Genomic DNA, 15,738 nt, shown 5'->3' with positions numbered 1-15,738 from the left:
CTCCTGGGCTGTTTAAGCCGTTTGATAGGTCACTTGACTTTGACCATTTCCGTTTGTTTTGATTTGTAATTGCTGTGGAATTCTTGCTTTTAGTTCACTTACATGGCTGATAATACCGATCATTCTTCCTTCATTTTCGATTGTTTCTAACGCCTCCATTGCCATTTCCAAGGATTCTTCATCTAAAGAGCCAAATCCTTCATCAATAAACAAAGCTTCTATTAAAACACCACCAGCCTGTTCTTGAATCACTTCCGCTAACGATAAAGCTAAGGCTAGTGCCGCAATAAAGCTTTCACCACCAGATAATGTATGTGCACTGCGGGTACTGCCGGCATTGTCATCATACACATTGATTTCAAGACCCGTTTGATTTTTATAACTCCCTGAATCTTGATTCAATTCAAATTGATAACGATTATTCGTCAATAAACCTAAACGTTGATTCGCTACTTTTAACACTTCTTCTAAATAGGTTTGCAGCACATATCTCTCCAAGCTGGTTTTTCTTGGGTTATCACCATTGACAGTCGTTGCCAACTGATGCAAGGCAGTTACCTCTTCCCACTGTTGTTCAACGGAAGAAATCAGCTCTTTGACTTGTTTTTGAACGGTTTCATTTGCTTGGATTTTTTCTTGCTGTTGATAATAGTTTGCTTCTTTCATTTGAAGGGAAGCTGTGACTGTTTCGATTTCCTCAAGTAAGCTCGTTATTTCTGGCTCTTCTTTATTTTCAAGCTTTTGTTCTAGTTCGGCTAATTGAAAAATTAATTGATCTTTTTTCTTATCAAAATCTGTCAATTCTTCTTTAATAGCTTCTAATTTCGGTACTTCTCTCAATAAAATACGAACTATATTTTCGTCTAGTTCAAAACTTGATTCTTTTAAGACCTCTAAAAATTGTTTTTCTAATGCTTGTTTCTCACTTAAATTTGCAGTCTGTTCTTTTGCTAGGTGCGTTTCACTATTTTTCAATAACAATAGATGTTCTTTGTGTTTCCTTAATTGTGTGTCGATTTCTTCTTTTTGAGTTTCCCATTGACTAATTTGTTGTTCCAATTGTTTTTGGTTATTCTTTATTTCTACTAACGTAAGTTCCTCATTAATCAATTGTTCTGTAATTGTTTTTAGTTTGGTCTGATTTGCGGCTTGTTCTTGCTGCTTTTCACTCACGATTATTTCTTGTTCAGACACTTTAGCTTGTTGCTCTTTGAGTATTTTTTCTAATTCAATGATTCTATTTTTTGCCGCTTCAATTCGTTCCAACTCATCTTCAAGTTTAACTGATAACGTTTGAAAATCACTTGTTGTTTGCTCTATCCCTTCGGCGGTCAATGGTTCTTTGAGAGCGATGATTTGTTTTGCTTGTAATTGTTCAAACAGTGAATGAATTTTTTTGTTTTGTCGTTCTAATTCTTTTTTCAACTCTTCTTCAGTATTCTTCGTTTGACTTACTTCGGCTTGTAATTTTGCAACTTTTGCCTCTTGTTTTTGAGCAATTTCCTCGATGTCATTCAGCTGATTTTCTATAGCCTGAATTTCCTCTAATGAAAATTCTTGATGTTCGTTTTGATTTGGATGCTCTACTGAACCGCAGACTGGACATGGTTCACCCTCTACTAGAAATAAACTTAAACGACTAATCTGCATTTTTGCCCATTCGCTTTTTTGTTTTGCGACATCCTGATAGATTTTCTCTTTCTCAATGATTGATATCTTGAGCTCTTCATTCTTAGTACTTAACTGTTCATTGATTGTGATTTCTTTGGCTTTAAGTTGCTGCTGTATATCAAAATTTTCTAAAAAAGTCTGCCATTGTTCTTGATGGCGCTCTAATTCTAGCTGTTCTTTTTCAATTTGATTCTGTCTTTCTATGACACTTCGCTCTAGTTGATACTCTTGTTCTGTTTTGAGTTGTGTTCCTCGTATTTCAGTGAGCTTTGACGTTACGACTTCTAATTCTAAAGAATCTTTTTTAAGTATACTTGATACTTTTTCCTGCTCTTCATATAAAGGAATTTGGAATTGTAATGTTGTGACTCTTTCTTTCGCCCTATTTATGTCCGCGATTTGATCTGAATTTTCCTGTTGCGCACTTTCCCATTCCTGGATTCGTTGTTGTTGCATTTCTTGATCTGTTCGATTTTCTTTCAGCTCTTTTTCGTAAGTTAAAATTAATTTGGTTTTTTCATCGATTTTCTCAATCAAGCCTTGATGATTTTTTACCCATTGAAGTTGCTGTTCTTCCGTTCTTAATTTTTCGATCATTTCAGTAGCTTGATCAAGTTCTTCTTTTTGTTTTTTTAGCTGGCTTTGTTTTGCAAACGTATTGGCAAGTTCCTCTAAAACGAATTTTTCTTGCTCTTTGCTTGATTTTTGTTTTTGTAGAATCGTTAACTCTGATTTTCCATTCTCTTGTTCTTTGATCATCATTTCTTGTTGTAGCTTCAACTCTGCTAATTGTTCTTCTACAGACAGGTCTTCTGGTAATGGTTCTTGCCAATAAAGTTGATCTAATTTTGCTTGAATCAGTTGTTGCGTCGCTTCAATTCCTTTATTGACAGCTTTCAGTTGTGTCTTTAACTGTTCATTTAAGTTCTGATACAATTGGGTACCAAATAAATTTCGTAACACTTTTTCCTTATCGTTACTATTTGCAATCAAAAATGTTCGAAATTCTCCCTGAGGTAAGAGAACGATTTGAGCAAATTGGGTTGCATCCAAATGCAACAATTCTTGAATAAAGCTATCAACTTCTCGGCGTTTCGTATATTCCCTTAGCTCTTTTCCAGAAGAATCTTTGACGATCAGGGATATCTTAGCACTTTGCGTTCGTGTTCCATCTCCACGTTTTTTATACAATTCTTGTTCGGGTTTTCTCGTGATCTCATATAAATGGTCCCCATGTGAAAAAGCCAAATGAACTTCTGTTGGTTCCGATGGATCAGCAAATGTTGACCGCATTTCTTTGCCTTGACGTAATTTCCCAGAACTTTCACCGAATAAAGCATAACTCATCCCATCAAAAATCGTCGTTTTTCCTGAGCCAGTCTTCCCACTAATTAAAAATAATGAAGAATCCTCAAATTTATTAAAATCAATCGTTTCAGCAATATAAGGTCCAAAGTTTTTTAAGGTTAGTGTTAATGGTTTCAACTTATTTCCCTCTTTCTGCTTGATGAAGCGCTTCTAAATTGTCTTTGATCCACATTTGTTGTTGTTGAGTCATTTCTTCTCCAGTTACTTCTGAAAAAAACTGATTCACTAATTCAGTAGGTGCTAATGTTTTGATTTCTTTTTTTGTTTCGTTCTTTTTCTGTCGTTCTTCTCTTCCAAATAACCGTTCGACACCGATGACTCTAGGATAGATTTGACGTAGTTGATTCATCATATTGGGAATGACAGCACGATCTGTCAATTGAATGTGTAAATAATTTTCGCGATCGATCGACTCATAAAAATCTTGTGCCATCAGCTCTTTAAAACTACCTTCGATTTGTAAAACATCTCTTAACGGTGTGATTTCTTTAAATTTAACTGTTGATTTATCCACCTCAGTATCTACGATCCAAACACCTTTCTTCTGATTCATTTCTGATAATGAAAATTTTAATGGTGACCCACTATAACGAGCATTTTCAGCTTGCAACGCATTTTTCCCATGTAGATGCCCTAACGCAACATAGTCGAAAGGCTCTAATAATGATAACGGTACTGTGTCCAAACCACCGACCATCAATTTTGTTTCTGAGTCAGATTTTTCGCTGCCTGCCACAAAAAAATGACTAACTAAAACATGTGCCCTATCTGGTTTAAATCGTTTTTCCATAGCGCTGATCACTTCTTTCATCGCCTGTTCGATCGTCCGAATTTCTTCATTATCAAAATACAATCGAGCTGAAATAGGTTCAAAATAAGGCAATAAGAAAAATTGAGTATTCCCCATCTCCACAGGCTCAAATGTCTGATCTAAACGAGTATTTAAATGGAAATCCGACTGAACAAACCATGGCCCTCCCGTTTCTAAACGAGTACTACTGTCATGATTTCCAGAGATTGCCAACACTGGGAATTTTTCTTGTAAATTCATTTCTACAATCATGCGATTGAAAACGTCAATTGCCTCAACAGATGGAACTGACCGGTCATATAAATCACCTGCAATGACAATTACCTCTACTTCTTCATTCTTTGCAATTGTCAGAATCTGTTGGAATGCATCTGCTTGCTCCTCTAATAAATCATAACCATGTAATTTTTTGCCAATATGCCAATCGGCTGTATGTAAAAAACGCATGTTTCCACCACCTAAAAAAGTCCTTCTTACTATTATACCAAATTTACGGAAAAATATATTGTTCAAACGTATAGAATTTATTGAAAGTGAAAAAAGCCTGAAATACAACTCTTAAAGTCATACTCAAGCTCAAAATTTTTAAAATGCAACACTATCTGCTATTTCTTCACTTCATAGTTAAAATTAGGGTCGATTTCTTGATCTAAACTGTCAAAACTTGTTTGTAATCTACGCTCAACCTCAGCAATTCCTTCTTTATCCATTTTTGCAATGTCACTAACATCGATTGGTTCTCCAAAGCGAACGGTCACTCGACGGCGTTTAAATAAGTCTTTCAACGATAACGGTCCTTGATAAACAGCTGGAACGATCTTCACTTTAGCCATTTTTGCAATCAGTGCTACGCCACCTTTTAACTCAGATGAATGACGTGTTCCACTAGGAAACATCACCAAGCTTAAATCTGTGCTTTTCAATGTTTTTACAGGTGTCTTGATAGCACTTGGTCCTGGTTTTTCTCGATCAACAGGAAAAGCATTGGCGTGTTTCAAAATGAAACGTAGGAAAGGATTTTTGAATAATTCTTTTTTCGCCATAAAACTAAACTTTTTGGGTGATCCCCCGACAGCTAAATATAAAGGCTCCCACCACGTTCTATGAGGGGCAACTAAAATATAATTTTCATTTTGAGGAATGCGGTCTTTCTTTTCATAGTGTGCATTGCCGTTTATAATGAATAAAACAACCCGAACAACGCCACGCATAAATGTAAAAAACATGTCTTTCTTCCTTTCTTTTCACTAGCTATAAGTATGCCGAAAACAAACGCATTTGACAAGTCTTTTTCACAGGTTTCTTCTCTCTCTTAATCGTAGTATAATATAAGGATACCTTACGTTCCATCAAAGAGCTTAGGAAGGCTGATTCCCGGGAGGAGAAACAATCCCTTCGGAAATAATGTTAAACTGAATAAAAATAAAGGAAGGGATTATATATGTTATTACCAGGAGAGAGAATCGATCAGTTATTTGCAGATGATATTCAAATCATTCAAAGTAAAGAAGTGTTTTCTTTTTCAATAGATGCTGTCTTACTAGCAAATTTTCCTTCTTTTCCAAAAAACGGTAAGATTGTTGACCTTTGTGCTGGAAATGGTGCTGTTGGTTTATTTGCCAGCCGTAAAACAAAAGCTCAAATCATACAAATCGAATTACAACACCGTTTAGCAGATATGGGAAAAAGAAGCATTCAACTAAATCAATTAGCAGAACAAATGACTATGTTCGAATTAGATTTAAAAAACGCGACATCTGTAGTTAAACCCGACTCAGTGGATTTGGTTTTATGTAATCCGCCCTATTTTAAAGAACTACCAACCAGTCAAAAAAATCCGAATCCTCACCTAGCAATTGCCCGCCATGAGATCCATACAACATTAACAGAAGTGATCGATGTATCGGCAAAGCTTTTAAAAACAACTGGACGTCTAGCAATGGTGCATCGCCCCGATCGTTTTTTAGATATATTACATGCCATGGAATCAGCAAATATTGCTCCTAAACGAGTTCGCTTTGTTTATCCCAAAGTTGGAAAAGAAGCAAACACATTATTGATTGAAGGCATCAAACAAGGGAAAAAAGATGGCTTTCGAGTTTTACCACCCTTATTCACGTATGACGAACAAAATAATTACCTACCAGAAATGAAGGCGATGTTGTATGGAGACTGATCACTATTTTTATGTACTTCACTGTAAAGATGATACTTTTTATGGTGGGTATACAACAGACCCTGCTCGACGTTTAAAAGAACATAATAGTGGAACTGGTGCAAAATACACCCGACTCCCTTCTAGATTACCTGCTAAAATGATTCATGTTGAAAAATTCAGTAGCCGTAGTGACGCTACAAAAGCAGAATATGCGTTTAAAAAACTGACAAGAAGACACAAAATTGCTTATTTAAAAGAGAAAGATGCCGCTGGATGTGATAAACGATCCGGTCCATTCTTTTAACTCATGCTACAAAAAATAACATACTTTTACTAATATAACTTGATTGTCTACTTAACACAAAAATAGTGACGCTTTTAAGCTATTTTATACAAAAAGGAGTGTGGTGGTGACTCTAATAGTCACACCACACTCCTAAGAAAGCCTGACAAACACTGGGAGCAATAGAAATTCCTTCACATTTATTCAATTATTTCTGCTCCTAGCGTTTGTTGGAAATGGTTCAATGCCCACTCATGTCCAACTGGATCAAAACTCGCAACCGCATGTTTCTGAATGACGATTTTATATCCTAAATTATAGGCATCCACAGCAGTATGCAACACGCAAATATCCGTACAAACTCCGATTAAATGAACCTCTGTAATGTTTCTTTCACGAAGACGAATATCTAAATCTGTCCCACTAAAAGCTGAATAATGGCGCTTATCGATCCAATAAACATTAGGTTGTTCACATGTCTTCTCATAAAGATCCGCAAGTTCTCCGTAAAGCTTTCGCCCAGTTGTACCAGCAATATTATGAGGTGGAAACAGTGTATTCTCCGGATGATATTGATCCTGTTGTTCATGGCGGTCAATTGCATAGACTACAAAGTCATTATTCTTCGTGAATATCTTCGTTACCTCAACTACAGCTTGCTCGATTGCTTGACCTGCACTCCCTGTAGTTAAAGCACCTTCTGTTGCAACAAAATCATTTGTATAATCAATCGAGATCAACGCTTTCATACTTGGTCCTCCACTTAAAAGCACCTTAAATTAAACAAGCTGCTCCACAAAATTAATTACCATTTGTGCCGATTTTTCTCCTGCTTCTTCGATAAACTCATCAAAGGTTTGAGATGCTTCATTATCAGCTGTATCACTAATTGCTCTGACAACTAGAAATGGAATATTGAATTGCGCTGCTGCTTGAGCAATTGCCGCACCTTCCATTTCACAAGCCAATGCTTCTGGAAATTCGGCAATGATTTCTTTCACTTTTTTCTGATCATTGACAAAAGAATCTCCTGTTACGATCAACCCATTATGAATAGACATACCCGTTTTCTCAGCAGCTTTTTTCATTTCGATTTTTAAATAGTCGCTTGATTCATAATACAACGGCATACCTGGTAATTGTCCAGGTTGATACCCAAATCCAGTAACGTCTACATCAAAATAAGCTAATTTATCAGCAATCACTAAGTCTCCTACTGATAAGCCTTGCCCAATCCCACCGGCTGATCCAGTGTTGATTACCATATTCACACCATATTGATGAATCAACAAAGCAGTTGTAACGGCAGACAAGACTTTACCAATTCCTGAACGGACCACAATCACTTCATGACGCCCTAAAGAACCTGAAACAAAAACTGCCCCAGCTCGTTCCCAAGATCGAGTATCAGACAAAGCTTCTTTTAATCTTTTTACTTCTTGATCCATTGCACCGATAATTCCAATTTTCATTGTGACTTCCTCTTTTCTATAAATTCAATACTATAAATATTACAATGGCCAACAAAATTGCTACAACAACAATCGCTTTCGTTAACGTATTGCTGCGTTCACGGATTTTTGTTTGCTCATTTGAACGTGATTTTGTAATTTCTTTTTGCTTCTTGTGTTCTTTTCGATAAAAACTAGAAATTTCTTTTTCTTTTTTACGGTACTCTTTATCAGCTTCTTTTTGTTCTTGCTCAAATAATTTTTGTGCTTCTTTGTCAGCTTCTTCTTTTCGTCTCCGTAATTCTGTCCGAGTGACCAGCGGACCTTTACTCATCGTTTATCCTCCTTAAGCAGCGTTTTTAATTGCTGCAGTTCCCAGTATTGCACGGCGAAAATCGTTTTTGCATCACAGATGAGTCCGCTAGCTATTTCTGCTTTTGCTTCTTCTAATGTTAATGTATATAATTCTAAAATTTCGTCATCATCTTGAGGACGAGGATTAGGAACTTTTTCTAAATCTTCGGCATAATAAATATGAAGGAGCTCGTTAGCGAATCCAGGAGAAACATACATAGACGTTACAAAAGTAAACATATTCGCTCGAAAGCCTGTTTCCTCTTCTAATTCTCGTTCAGCAGTCTCTTTTGGATGATCATGTTCACCAGGATCGATTTTCCCAGCTGGAATTTCTAAAAGAACTTTTTCCATTGGTTTTCTAAATTGCTTCACCATAATCATCTTATTGTCTGCTGTAATAGGAATGACTGCAACTGCTCCTGGATGAAAAACTAATTCACGTCTACTTGTCTCTCCATTTGGCAAGCTTACTTCATCCAAAACAACATCAATCATATGTCCCTTGAATATCTCTTTTCTTGAAATCGTCTTTTCTTCAAAGTCTTCAAAATTCATCATGCAAGTTCACCAATCTTTCTATGGATATAATACCTTAATTTTGAAATTTTATCACTTATCGTTCTTTTTGTGAATCCTTTCTTCGCTACAAACAGCTATTTTTACGATGTTGCCTGTATTTATTATCAATTAATTAAACATTTTAAGCCTCTTTTTGTCTCCTCTAATTATACCAGTAAATTACAATGGGTACAGTCTCATCCAATAATAACCTAAAAAAGGTGAAGCTAAACTAGATAACAACTAGTCCTACTTCACCTCTCATCATTTTGATCCCATTAATTAGTGTTGCTTTATTCAACTATTTTTATAATTCAGCTAGTGAGTTCATAATGTTGATCAAATCAGCTTTATTACTCTCTTTTTGATCTGCTAATGTCCAGCTGATGCATTGTAAAAAATGATCCTTACTTTCCATCAAATCATACGTATAATAAACGTCCACACCCTCTTTACTCGCAGTAAACGTCCGGCGCTCTCCTTTTAAACCATTGTACTTGATAGATTCTTTCTTTTCATCTGTTCTTTCCCCCAGGTCAGACAAATCAACAGAGCTCTTGAATGCATCAAAGCTTTCAAAGTCTTTTTTAGCTTCACTTAAAACCATATAATATTCTTCATTTGAGGCATTCTTTAAACTAACATCCGCATTGTCACTTAATTCTTTCGCTTCAACTGACTGCCAACCATCTGTAAGCTCTACTTTGAAATGCCCATTTTTTGTTTTAATTACTTCTACCTTACCCTTAGCTGGCTCTTTGGTTTCTTCGGTAGCTGCTTTATTTTCATCCATTGAATCATTTGTCGAAGAGGTATCTCTAGGTTCATAAAATACTTCATCATCTCCATATGAACTTGATTCTTCTACGCTAGAACTACTTTCCTCTATATAAACGTCATCATCGTCAAAATCTTCTACAACTTTACGCCCAGAACAACCTGAAATTATTAATCCAACTAACAATATGGTAATGATTTTATATTTTTTCACAAGATTTCTCCTTTTTCCTAATCATTATCTTCTATTATACCTCACGACACTCTATTTTTCTTGAAATTCTTTTTGACTTTTTTGTGAACTGATTTATTCAGCCTACATCTAAAGTAGGAAAAAAAGGGATTTTCCCTAGGTATTCATTACATTTTCTCTAAATAATTAAAATCAACCTTTGGACTGATATTCTTTCTGGTCTAGAATGTGCTAAAATAGCTTATATAGCGAAGGATAGTACCTTTCGAGGAAATAAATGATTGGAGGGAATTTAAATGAGAAAAGGAAAATTTATCCAAATAATTGCTTATTTGATTTTAGCAGGTTTCATTCTGCGTTTTATTACAGGTATTCACGTACCAGTGGTGGCGGTCGTTTTTTTACTTCTTATCGTCTTACTTTTTACTGGATCAAAGAAAAAGTCTGGAAAAAAAGAAGAACAATTGCCTACTCTTACCAAGTCTAAAGAAGAACATTATGAAACACTCGGCATGACGAACCAAGAAATCGTCTTCTTCCGAGATACAATGAACACTACGAAAAAACAAATCATTCAGTTGCAAGAAAATATGAATGCTTCTACTAAATTAAGAGCAATCGACTTACGTAACGATACCTTACGAGTATCAAAAGCCTTGTTTAAAGAATTAGTCAAAGATCCAAAGAAATTACACTTAGCGAATCACTTTCTTTATACGCACTTACCTAATTTAGTCGATTTAACTGGAAAGTATTTAGAAATTGATAATCATGAAATCAAAACGAAACAAACATACGAAAAATTGGAAGAAAGTGCCCAAATCATTGATCAAGTTTCAAAGCTGATTAAAAAAGATTATGAGCAATTTGTAGCAGAAGATTTAGAAGACTTAGATGTAGAGATTTCTCTTGCTAAAAACAGCTTAAACAGAGATAATGAACGTACTGATAATCAGAAATAGTTACCTTGAACCTAGTGAATAATAGGAACTTTAGTAAAAATAGAACAAACTAGAATGTTGTATCATTTTGCTCTTAATCCTAAATAGGTACGCTATACTTTTAATATTAGTTAATCCATTCATCTTTTAAATTTAGGAGGAATCATGATGGAAAATAACCCAAAAGACATCACACCAGTTAATGATACACTGGATGATCTATTAAATAACCCATTTTCAACACCTGTTGATTCGTTAACAACTACACAGCAAAGTGAAATTTCTGCTTTGAACGATCAACAAGTTGCCACTCGTTTAGTCGATAAATTGCCTGCAGACAGACAAGCACAAGCGAGAGAACTGGCTTCAAAAATAGATGTTCAAGACTCTCAAGCTGTCATCACTTACGGCTCTGCAGCACAAACCAAATTAAGTGAATTTTCGCAATCAATGTTAAATCATGTTCAAGCACAAGATATTGGTCCAGTCGGTGATTCTTTAACTGACTTGATGTTTCGTCTAAGTGAAGCCAATCCTGATCAGCTTAGAGCTGGTGAAGGGAATTTCTTTTCAAAAATGCTTGGTAAAGTAAAAAAATCCGTTTTTGAAATCACTGCGAAATACCAAAAAATCGGTGCTCAAATCGATAAAATTTCGATTAAATTAGAGCACGAAAAAAATGGTCTCTTGAAAGATAATTTAATGCTTGATCAATTGTACAATAAAAATAAAGATTATTTTGACGCATTGAACATTTACATCGCAGCTGGTGAGTTGAAGATGGAAGAGTTACAAACTACGATCATTCCGGAAGCGATGAAAAAAGCAGAAGAATCCGGTGATCAAATGGATGTTCAAATCGCTAACGATTATACACAATTTTTGGATCGTTTAGATAAGCGAACCCACGATTTACGTTTGGCTCGTCAAATCACGATTCAACAAGCACCTCAAATACGTTTGATTCAAAATACGAATCAGGCTTTAGCAGAAAAAATTCAAGCTTCTATCAACACTGCCATCCCGCTTTGGAAAAACCAAGTGGTGATCGCGTTGACACTTTTACGTCAAAAAGAAGCAGTCACAGCACAACGTCAAGTTTCTGAGACTACAAATGATCTCTTGAAGAAAAATTCTGAGATGCTTAAAATTTCTGCAATCGAGACAGCGAAAGAAAATGAACGCGGAATCGTTGATATCGATACATTACAAAAAACGCAAAATGATTTAGTTGAAACGATCCAAGAGACTTTACGGATTCAGCAAGAAGGAAAAGAAAAACGTCGTGCTGCTGAAATCGAGTTGGGGCATATGGAAGAAGATTTAAAGAGCAAGTTATTGGAATTAACACAATAACATCAAAAAGAGGGGTGTGGGACAAAAGTAAAAATCACTTTTGTATCACACCCTAAATGCGCATAAACGGTGGGAGCAGAAGCAATCCCTTCGGAAATAAACGCTTCTGTCCTAGCTTCCTCTTTTTACACTAATTCATGATAAGACGTTTTTATTTTCTCAAAGAGTTTTGTATAAGGTTTTAAGCCCGTATATTGTTCAATCGCTTGATCCAATCCTTGTTCTTTAATAGCTTCTTGTAGTGCACAAGCTTCTGCATCCGTCGGTTCCTCAAATTTCATTGCAGCCGCAATTGCAATTGCTAAGGCTTTTGGTGTTTCGTTAAACGCTTCAACAAATTGTCTAGCTGGCTGAATGAATCGATCATTCTTCCCTATTTTTCTAATTGGAGATCGACCGACACGCGTCACAAAATCAGAAACATATGGATTTTTAAAACGCTCAATAATTTTATCAATATAAGCTTGATGTTCTTGATGGGAAAAGTGAAATTTTTTTTCTAGTAAGGCACCTGTTTCTTCTAATGCACTACGGACAATAAAAAGAACCTTTTCGTTATGAATCGCATCTTCGATCGATTCTATATTTCTCATATGGCCAAAATAAGCAGTCACTGCATGTCCTGTATTCACTGTAAATAGCTTACGCTCAATATAAGGTGTTAAGTCTGGAACATAACGTAATCCAATGATTTTCGGTGCGTTTTTTTCGTCTAAGGGTTCCTCTACCACCCATTCATAAAACGGTTCTACTGTCACAGTCAGTGGATTATCATGATCCTGATTTGGCACGATACGATCAACGGCTGAATTAGGAAAGACAACAAACCCACTAACATAGCTCCTTGCAGCAGTGGATAACAAAGGAACAATCATCGATTTTAGCATTTCAGACCCGCCAATCATATTCTCACAAGCAATCACTGTTAAGTATCGATTAGAGGCAGCTCTTAATTCAATCCCTTTTGCAAGGACTTCTGCTAAATGTGGTAAAATGGTCGGACCTACTGCTGTTGTGACAATTTCAGCTTCGCTAATATAGGAAGCTAATTTTTCAGTTTCAGTAGCGCTATTGATAGCTTTGATCCCTTTAACTGTTGAGCGATCTTGTTCTGCATTTGCTAAAATCACTTCATAGTGACCTTGATCATTAATTTCAGCTACAATTTTTTCATTCACATCAGCAAAAATCACTTCATATCCCGCTTGGACCAATAACCAACCGATAAAGCCTCGACCTATATTCCCAGCACCAAAATGAACAGCTAATTTTGTCATACTGTCACCTCCTTTTTAAATAATTCAATGATTTTCGCTTCTGATTCTGCAACAATCAATTGTTGGACATTATCCGTTTCGGAACAAACTAAAGCAATTTGAGATAACAGTTCCAAATGTTCATCTCCAACACCTGCAATGCCAATAATCAATTTCACTTCATTGCCATCAAAATCTACACCTTCTGGCACTTGTAAGATAACAATTCCTGATTGATTGATTAGTTGTTTTGAGTCATCTGTTCCATGTGGAATTGCCACCATATTTCCAATGTACGTTGTGGTCAATTGGTCTCGTTCAATCATTTTCTCAATATAGTCCAGCTCAACATATCCTTGATCTACTAACTGTTTTCCTGCCGCTTCAATTGCTTTTTTTTTATCGGAAAAATGTTTCTTCAACACAATGTCTTCTTTTTTTAACGCAATCATATTATTTTCCCCTCGATTCTAAATATGTTAACAATTTTTGTGCAATATATGTGGTGACCTCTTCCTTTACTCCATCCTCCACCTGTTGGATCATATCTTGATCGTCGACAAAAAGTGTACTGATATAACTGATAACTTCTAACCCTTCTTGTGAAAATTTCTCTGGAACCACTAATAGAACAATTCGATCAATCGGCATTTTTGTGTGATTCATCGTTTCAATAGAAAGTGACTGTTCCAATGAAAATAGCTGAAAAACCGGTTCTTTGATCGACTCATTACGCGCATGAAACAACCCTATTTTTGTCCCTGGTAGACCGAAAGCTTTCCAATTGCCATCATATAAAAAAGTACTAACTAACGCTTCAACATCAATCTCTGGTGCTTTCTCTAAAAGTTGTGTACAAATGACCCGAACCGCATCTTCCATCGTCCCTAAGTTTTCATTCAATTTGGAGTAGTTGAAATTTTTTAATAGCGCTAGAACGATTGACGTGAAAATCTGTTGTTGTTCTAAAAAGTGAGTTGCTTCAAACAAAGTCAACTGTGCTTCTTGTTCTTCATGTGCCATTTTTTTATGATAGCCACTGTGTAAACTTTTCAAAAAAACACTGATCTGAGAAAGTTCTCTTTCTGTTAAAATAGGTGAAACTAAAAAATAATCAAAATCTACTTGACCTAAATCAATCGTTGAAATAATAATATTGTAATACCCCTCTGCTTTTTTTCTTCCTAATTCAAACAAAGAGACTGTTTCTAATTTCTTTAATTGCGGTATTCGTTGCCTCAATCGAGTTACCAACATTCTTGAGGTTCCGATGCCACTCGCACATACAACTAGTCCAGAAAAACGATTGGTACTTTCCACTTGCAATAGCACTGCGCCAAAGTGCAAAACTAAATAGCCAATTTCTTCATCTGGCGTTGGTTTTTCTTGATACACTTGATCAAATGCTCTTCTAACAACTTTGAACAGATCTTCATAATCTTGTTTGATCGAATGAATCAGCGGATTGTAAATTCTCATTCCTTGTTGTAAGCGTCTCAATGTCGGTCTTAAGTGCGCAATCAATCCCTTAGTCAAATGCTTTTTAGGTAGTTTTTGGCCTAACGCATATTCAACTTGTTCAATTAGTTTTTTTACTAAAATCATAACTTCTATTTCTTCATTTTCCATGAATCGAAATGTACTTTTGGCTGTTTTTACCCCTCTAAGATGTGTTGTTACATAACTTGCCTCACCATTAGGAACAACTTCTGGTTCCAGCTCTAAAATTTCAGCAAGCATTTGCTGCGCTGCAGTAAATTCTGGATAATGAATCAATTCGATGTTATTTTCATACGTTTGAATAAATTTTCCTGCAATCATTCGTTCTACTGAAATTGAAATATGCACAATCAAATTAGCATACGCTTCATCACTAATTGTCTCTGGATTAACACTGCGCCATCTCTTAACGCTTCGTTCTACTTTTTTTAATAATGATTCACTAACGAAATCTAACAAACGGTCTTCTACCCAATCGCTAGTGGCCAAATCCCTAGACGTTTCTTGAAAGAATTTTAGCAAACGGTAATCTGGAAACTGCTGGCCAAAGAGCTCACTCATCAATGCTCTTTTTTGTGCTTCGTCTGCTTGTAAAGAGACACCAAATCCTCTTCTTCTTTCGATTTTAACGGTTTTTGGTAGCCGCTCTTCAATTTTCGTTAAATCATTGCTGATTGTAGAAATCGTGACATTTAGATCATTCGCCAAACCAACTAGTTTTAGCCCTTCTTCTTTCAATAAGCTTTTGAGAATCTTTTGTTGACGCTCTTCTGGGCTGTACTCGTTATATGAAAGATCCATTAGTTGCCAACGAAACCGCTGTTTATCCGAATCATGTCCTTTTAAAGTCAAAATTCTATGTTCTTTCACCAAGCAAATCTGATAGGAAGATAATATCTCCTCAACTTCTTTTAAATCACGCCGAATAGTGCGAGCACTAACACTTAGATCTTCGGCTAATTCGTTGATATAAACTGGGCGGTTATTGTTTAGCAGCTGCTCTAAGATTAATCGAGCTCGTGCTGAAAGATACATAGAATTCTCCTCTCTAAAAATCA

General features: G+C 35.9%; 15 protein-coding genes. 4 read left to right on the top strand and 11 right to left on the bottom strand.

From position 1 onward, the window contains the following. Positions 1-12: 12 nt before the first annotated feature. The 3 genes from IGJ34_RS04615 to IGJ34_RS04605 form a co-directional block, all read right to left on the bottom strand. Positions 13-3,156, bottom strand: a complete 3,144-nt coding sequence (locus IGJ34_RS04615; protein ID WP_206848354.1) for an AAA family ATPase — start codon at positions 3,154-3,156, stop codon at positions 13-15. A gap of 1 nt (position 3,157) precedes the next feature. Then, positions 3,158-4,297 carry an exonuclease SbcCD subunit D gene (locus IGJ34_RS04610; RefSeq protein WP_430598222.1) on the bottom strand — a complete coding sequence of 380 codons (1,140 nt, stop codon included), beginning with the start codon at positions 4,295-4,297 and terminating at the stop codon, positions 3,158-3,160. A gap of 158 nt (positions 4,298-4,455) precedes the next feature. Next, positions 4,456-5,076: a lysophospholipid acyltransferase family protein gene (locus tag IGJ34_RS04605; protein ID WP_069654273.1), complete on the bottom strand. Its 621-nt coding sequence runs from the start codon at positions 5,074-5,076 to the stop codon at positions 4,456-4,458. A gap of 215 nt (positions 5,077-5,291) precedes the next feature. Between IGJ34_RS04605 and IGJ34_RS04600 the strand changes: the two genes are divergently transcribed. Both IGJ34_RS04600 and IGJ34_RS04595 read left to right on the top strand, forming a co-directional pair. Next, complete coding sequence (locus IGJ34_RS04600; protein ID WP_206837071.1) at positions 5,292-6,026, top strand: tRNA1(Val) (adenine(37)-N6)-methyltransferase; 735 nt, start codon at positions 5,292-5,294, stop codon at positions 6,024-6,026. Continuing rightward, a complete protein-coding gene (locus IGJ34_RS04595) occupies positions 6,016-6,312 on the top strand; it encodes a GIY-YIG nuclease family protein (protein WP_069654271.1) in 297 nt (98 codons plus the stop codon). Before IGJ34_RS04600 ends, IGJ34_RS04595 begins: the two co-directional genes overlap by 11 nt. A gap of 179 nt (positions 6,313-6,491) precedes the next feature. On the opposite strand, the gene IGJ34_RS04590 is transcribed toward IGJ34_RS04595, so the two are convergent. The 5 genes from IGJ34_RS04590 to IGJ34_RS04570 form a co-directional block, all read right to left on the bottom strand. Further along, entirely contained in the window at positions 6,492-7,040 is a 549-nt protein-coding gene (locus IGJ34_RS04590; RefSeq protein ID WP_430598221.1) for a cysteine hydrolase family protein, read from the bottom strand. 30 nt (positions 7,041-7,070) lie between these two features. Continuing rightward, positions 7,071-7,763 carry a 5'-methylthioadenosine/adenosylhomocysteine nucleosidase gene (locus IGJ34_RS04585; protein WP_206837074.1) on the bottom strand — a complete coding sequence of 231 codons (693 nt, stop codon included), beginning with the start codon at positions 7,761-7,763 and terminating at the stop codon, positions 7,071-7,073. A gap of 16 nt (positions 7,764-7,779) precedes the next feature. Continuing rightward, entirely contained in the window at positions 7,780-8,076 is a 297-nt protein-coding gene (macP, locus tag IGJ34_RS04580; protein ID WP_069654268.1) for a cell wall synthase accessory phosphoprotein MacP, read from the bottom strand. Next, positions 8,073-8,657 carry an NUDIX domain-containing protein gene (locus IGJ34_RS04575; RefSeq protein WP_430598219.1) on the bottom strand — a complete coding sequence of 195 codons (585 nt, stop codon included), beginning with the start codon at positions 8,655-8,657 and terminating at the stop codon, positions 8,073-8,075. Before IGJ34_RS04575 ends, macP begins: the two co-directional genes overlap by 4 nt. A 307-nt stretch (positions 8,658-8,964) precedes the next feature. Next, positions 8,965-9,648, bottom strand: coding sequence for a hypothetical protein (locus tag IGJ34_RS04570; protein WP_069654266.1), 684 nt, complete (start codon positions 9,646-9,648; stop codon positions 8,965-8,967). A gap of 275 nt (positions 9,649-9,923) precedes the next feature. Between IGJ34_RS04570 and IGJ34_RS04565 the strand changes: the two genes are divergently transcribed. Together IGJ34_RS04565 and IGJ34_RS04560 are read left to right on the top strand one after the other, a co-directional pair. Then, complete coding sequence (locus IGJ34_RS04565) at positions 9,924-10,589, top strand: 5-bromo-4-chloroindolyl phosphate hydrolysis family protein (RefSeq protein ID WP_206837079.1); 666 nt, start codon at positions 9,924-9,926, stop codon at positions 10,587-10,589. Positions 10,590-10,733: 144 nt separating this feature from the next. Further along, the gene (locus IGJ34_RS04560; protein ID WP_181429559.1) at positions 10,734-11,924 is read left to right on the top strand and encodes a toxic anion resistance protein; all 1,191 of its coding nucleotides are present in this window, start codon (positions 10,734-10,736) and stop codon (positions 11,922-11,924) included. A gap of 125 nt (positions 11,925-12,049) precedes the next feature. Here the strand turns inward: IGJ34_RS04560 and IGJ34_RS04555 are convergent, their stop codons facing one another. Genes IGJ34_RS04555 through IGJ34_RS04545 form a run of 3 tightly spaced genes read right to left on the bottom strand, consistent with a single transcriptional unit; the run spans position 12,050 to position 15,715 of the window. Then, a complete protein-coding gene (locus tag IGJ34_RS04555; RefSeq protein WP_430598218.1) occupies positions 12,050-13,201 on the bottom strand; it encodes a mannitol-1-phosphate 5-dehydrogenase in 1,152 nt (383 codons plus the stop codon). Further along, complete coding sequence (locus IGJ34_RS04550; protein ID WP_430598217.1) at positions 13,198-13,632, bottom strand: PTS sugar transporter subunit IIA; 435 nt, start codon at positions 13,630-13,632, stop codon at positions 13,198-13,200. Before IGJ34_RS04550 ends, IGJ34_RS04555 begins: the two co-directional genes overlap by 4 nt. A gap of 1 nt (position 13,633) precedes the next feature. Beyond that, complete coding sequence (locus tag IGJ34_RS04545) at positions 13,634-15,715, bottom strand: BglG family transcription antiterminator (RefSeq protein WP_069655433.1); 2,082 nt, start codon at positions 15,713-15,715, stop codon at positions 13,634-13,636. Positions 15,716-15,738 lie beyond the last annotated feature (23 nt).

Origin of the sequence: Enterococcus sp. AZ177 (assembly GCF_050544585.1) — a bacterium.
In the GTDB taxonomy this organism is placed as follows: domain Bacteria; phylum Bacillota; class Bacilli; order Lactobacillales; family Enterococcaceae; genus Enterococcus_L; species Enterococcus_L plantarum.
This window is presented reverse-complemented; position numbering and strand designations above follow the sequence as displayed.

What these genes read in the sequence shown, in the direction of transcription:
- IGJ34_RS04550 (WP_430598217.1), bottom strand. Translation starts at nt 13,632, where the DNA reads ATGATTGCGTTAAAAAAAGAAGACATTGTGTTGAAGAAACATTTTTCC.
- IGJ34_RS04585 (WP_206837074.1), bottom strand. Translation starts at nt 7,763, where the DNA reads ATGAAAATTGGAATTATCGGTGCAATGGATCAAGAAGTAAAAAGATTA.
- IGJ34_RS04545 (WP_069655433.1), bottom strand. Translation starts at nt 15,715, where the DNA reads ATGTATCTTTCAGCACGAGCTCGATTAATCTTAGAGCAGCTGCTAAAC.
- IGJ34_RS04560 (WP_181429559.1), top strand. Translation starts at nt 10,734, where the DNA reads ATGATGGAAAATAACCCAAAAGACATCACACCAGTTAATGATACACTG.
- IGJ34_RS04595 (WP_069654271.1), top strand. Translation starts at nt 6,016, where the DNA reads ATGGAGACTGATCACTATTTTTATGTACTTCACTGTAAAGATGATACT.
- IGJ34_RS04605 (WP_069654273.1), bottom strand. Translation starts at nt 5,076, where the DNA reads ATGTTTTTTACATTTATGCGTGGCGTTGTTCGGGTTGTTTTATTCATT.
- IGJ34_RS04555 (WP_430598218.1), bottom strand. Translation starts at nt 13,201, where the DNA reads ATGACAAAATTAGCTGTTCATTTTGGTGCTGGGAATATAGGTCGAGGC.
- IGJ34_RS04600 (WP_206837071.1), top strand. Translation starts at nt 5,292, where the DNA reads ATGTTATTACCAGGAGAGAGAATCGATCAGTTATTTGCAGATGATATT.
- macP (WP_069654268.1), bottom strand. Translation starts at nt 8,076, where the DNA reads ATGAGTAAAGGTCCGCTGGTCACTCGGACAGAATTACGGAGACGAAAA.
- IGJ34_RS04610 (WP_430598222.1), bottom strand. Translation starts at nt 4,297, where the DNA reads ATGCGTTTTTTACATACAGCCGATTGGCATATTGGCAAAAAATTACAT.
- IGJ34_RS04590 (WP_430598221.1), bottom strand. Translation starts at nt 7,040, where the DNA reads ATGAAAGCGTTGATCTCGATTGATTATACAAATGATTTTGTTGCAACA.
- IGJ34_RS04575 (WP_430598219.1), bottom strand. Translation starts at nt 8,657, where the DNA reads ATGATGAATTTTGAAGACTTTGAAGAAAAGACGATTTCAAGAAAAGAG.
- IGJ34_RS04565 (WP_206837079.1), top strand. Translation starts at nt 9,924, where the DNA reads ATGAGAAAAGGAAAATTTATCCAAATAATTGCTTATTTGATTTTAGCA.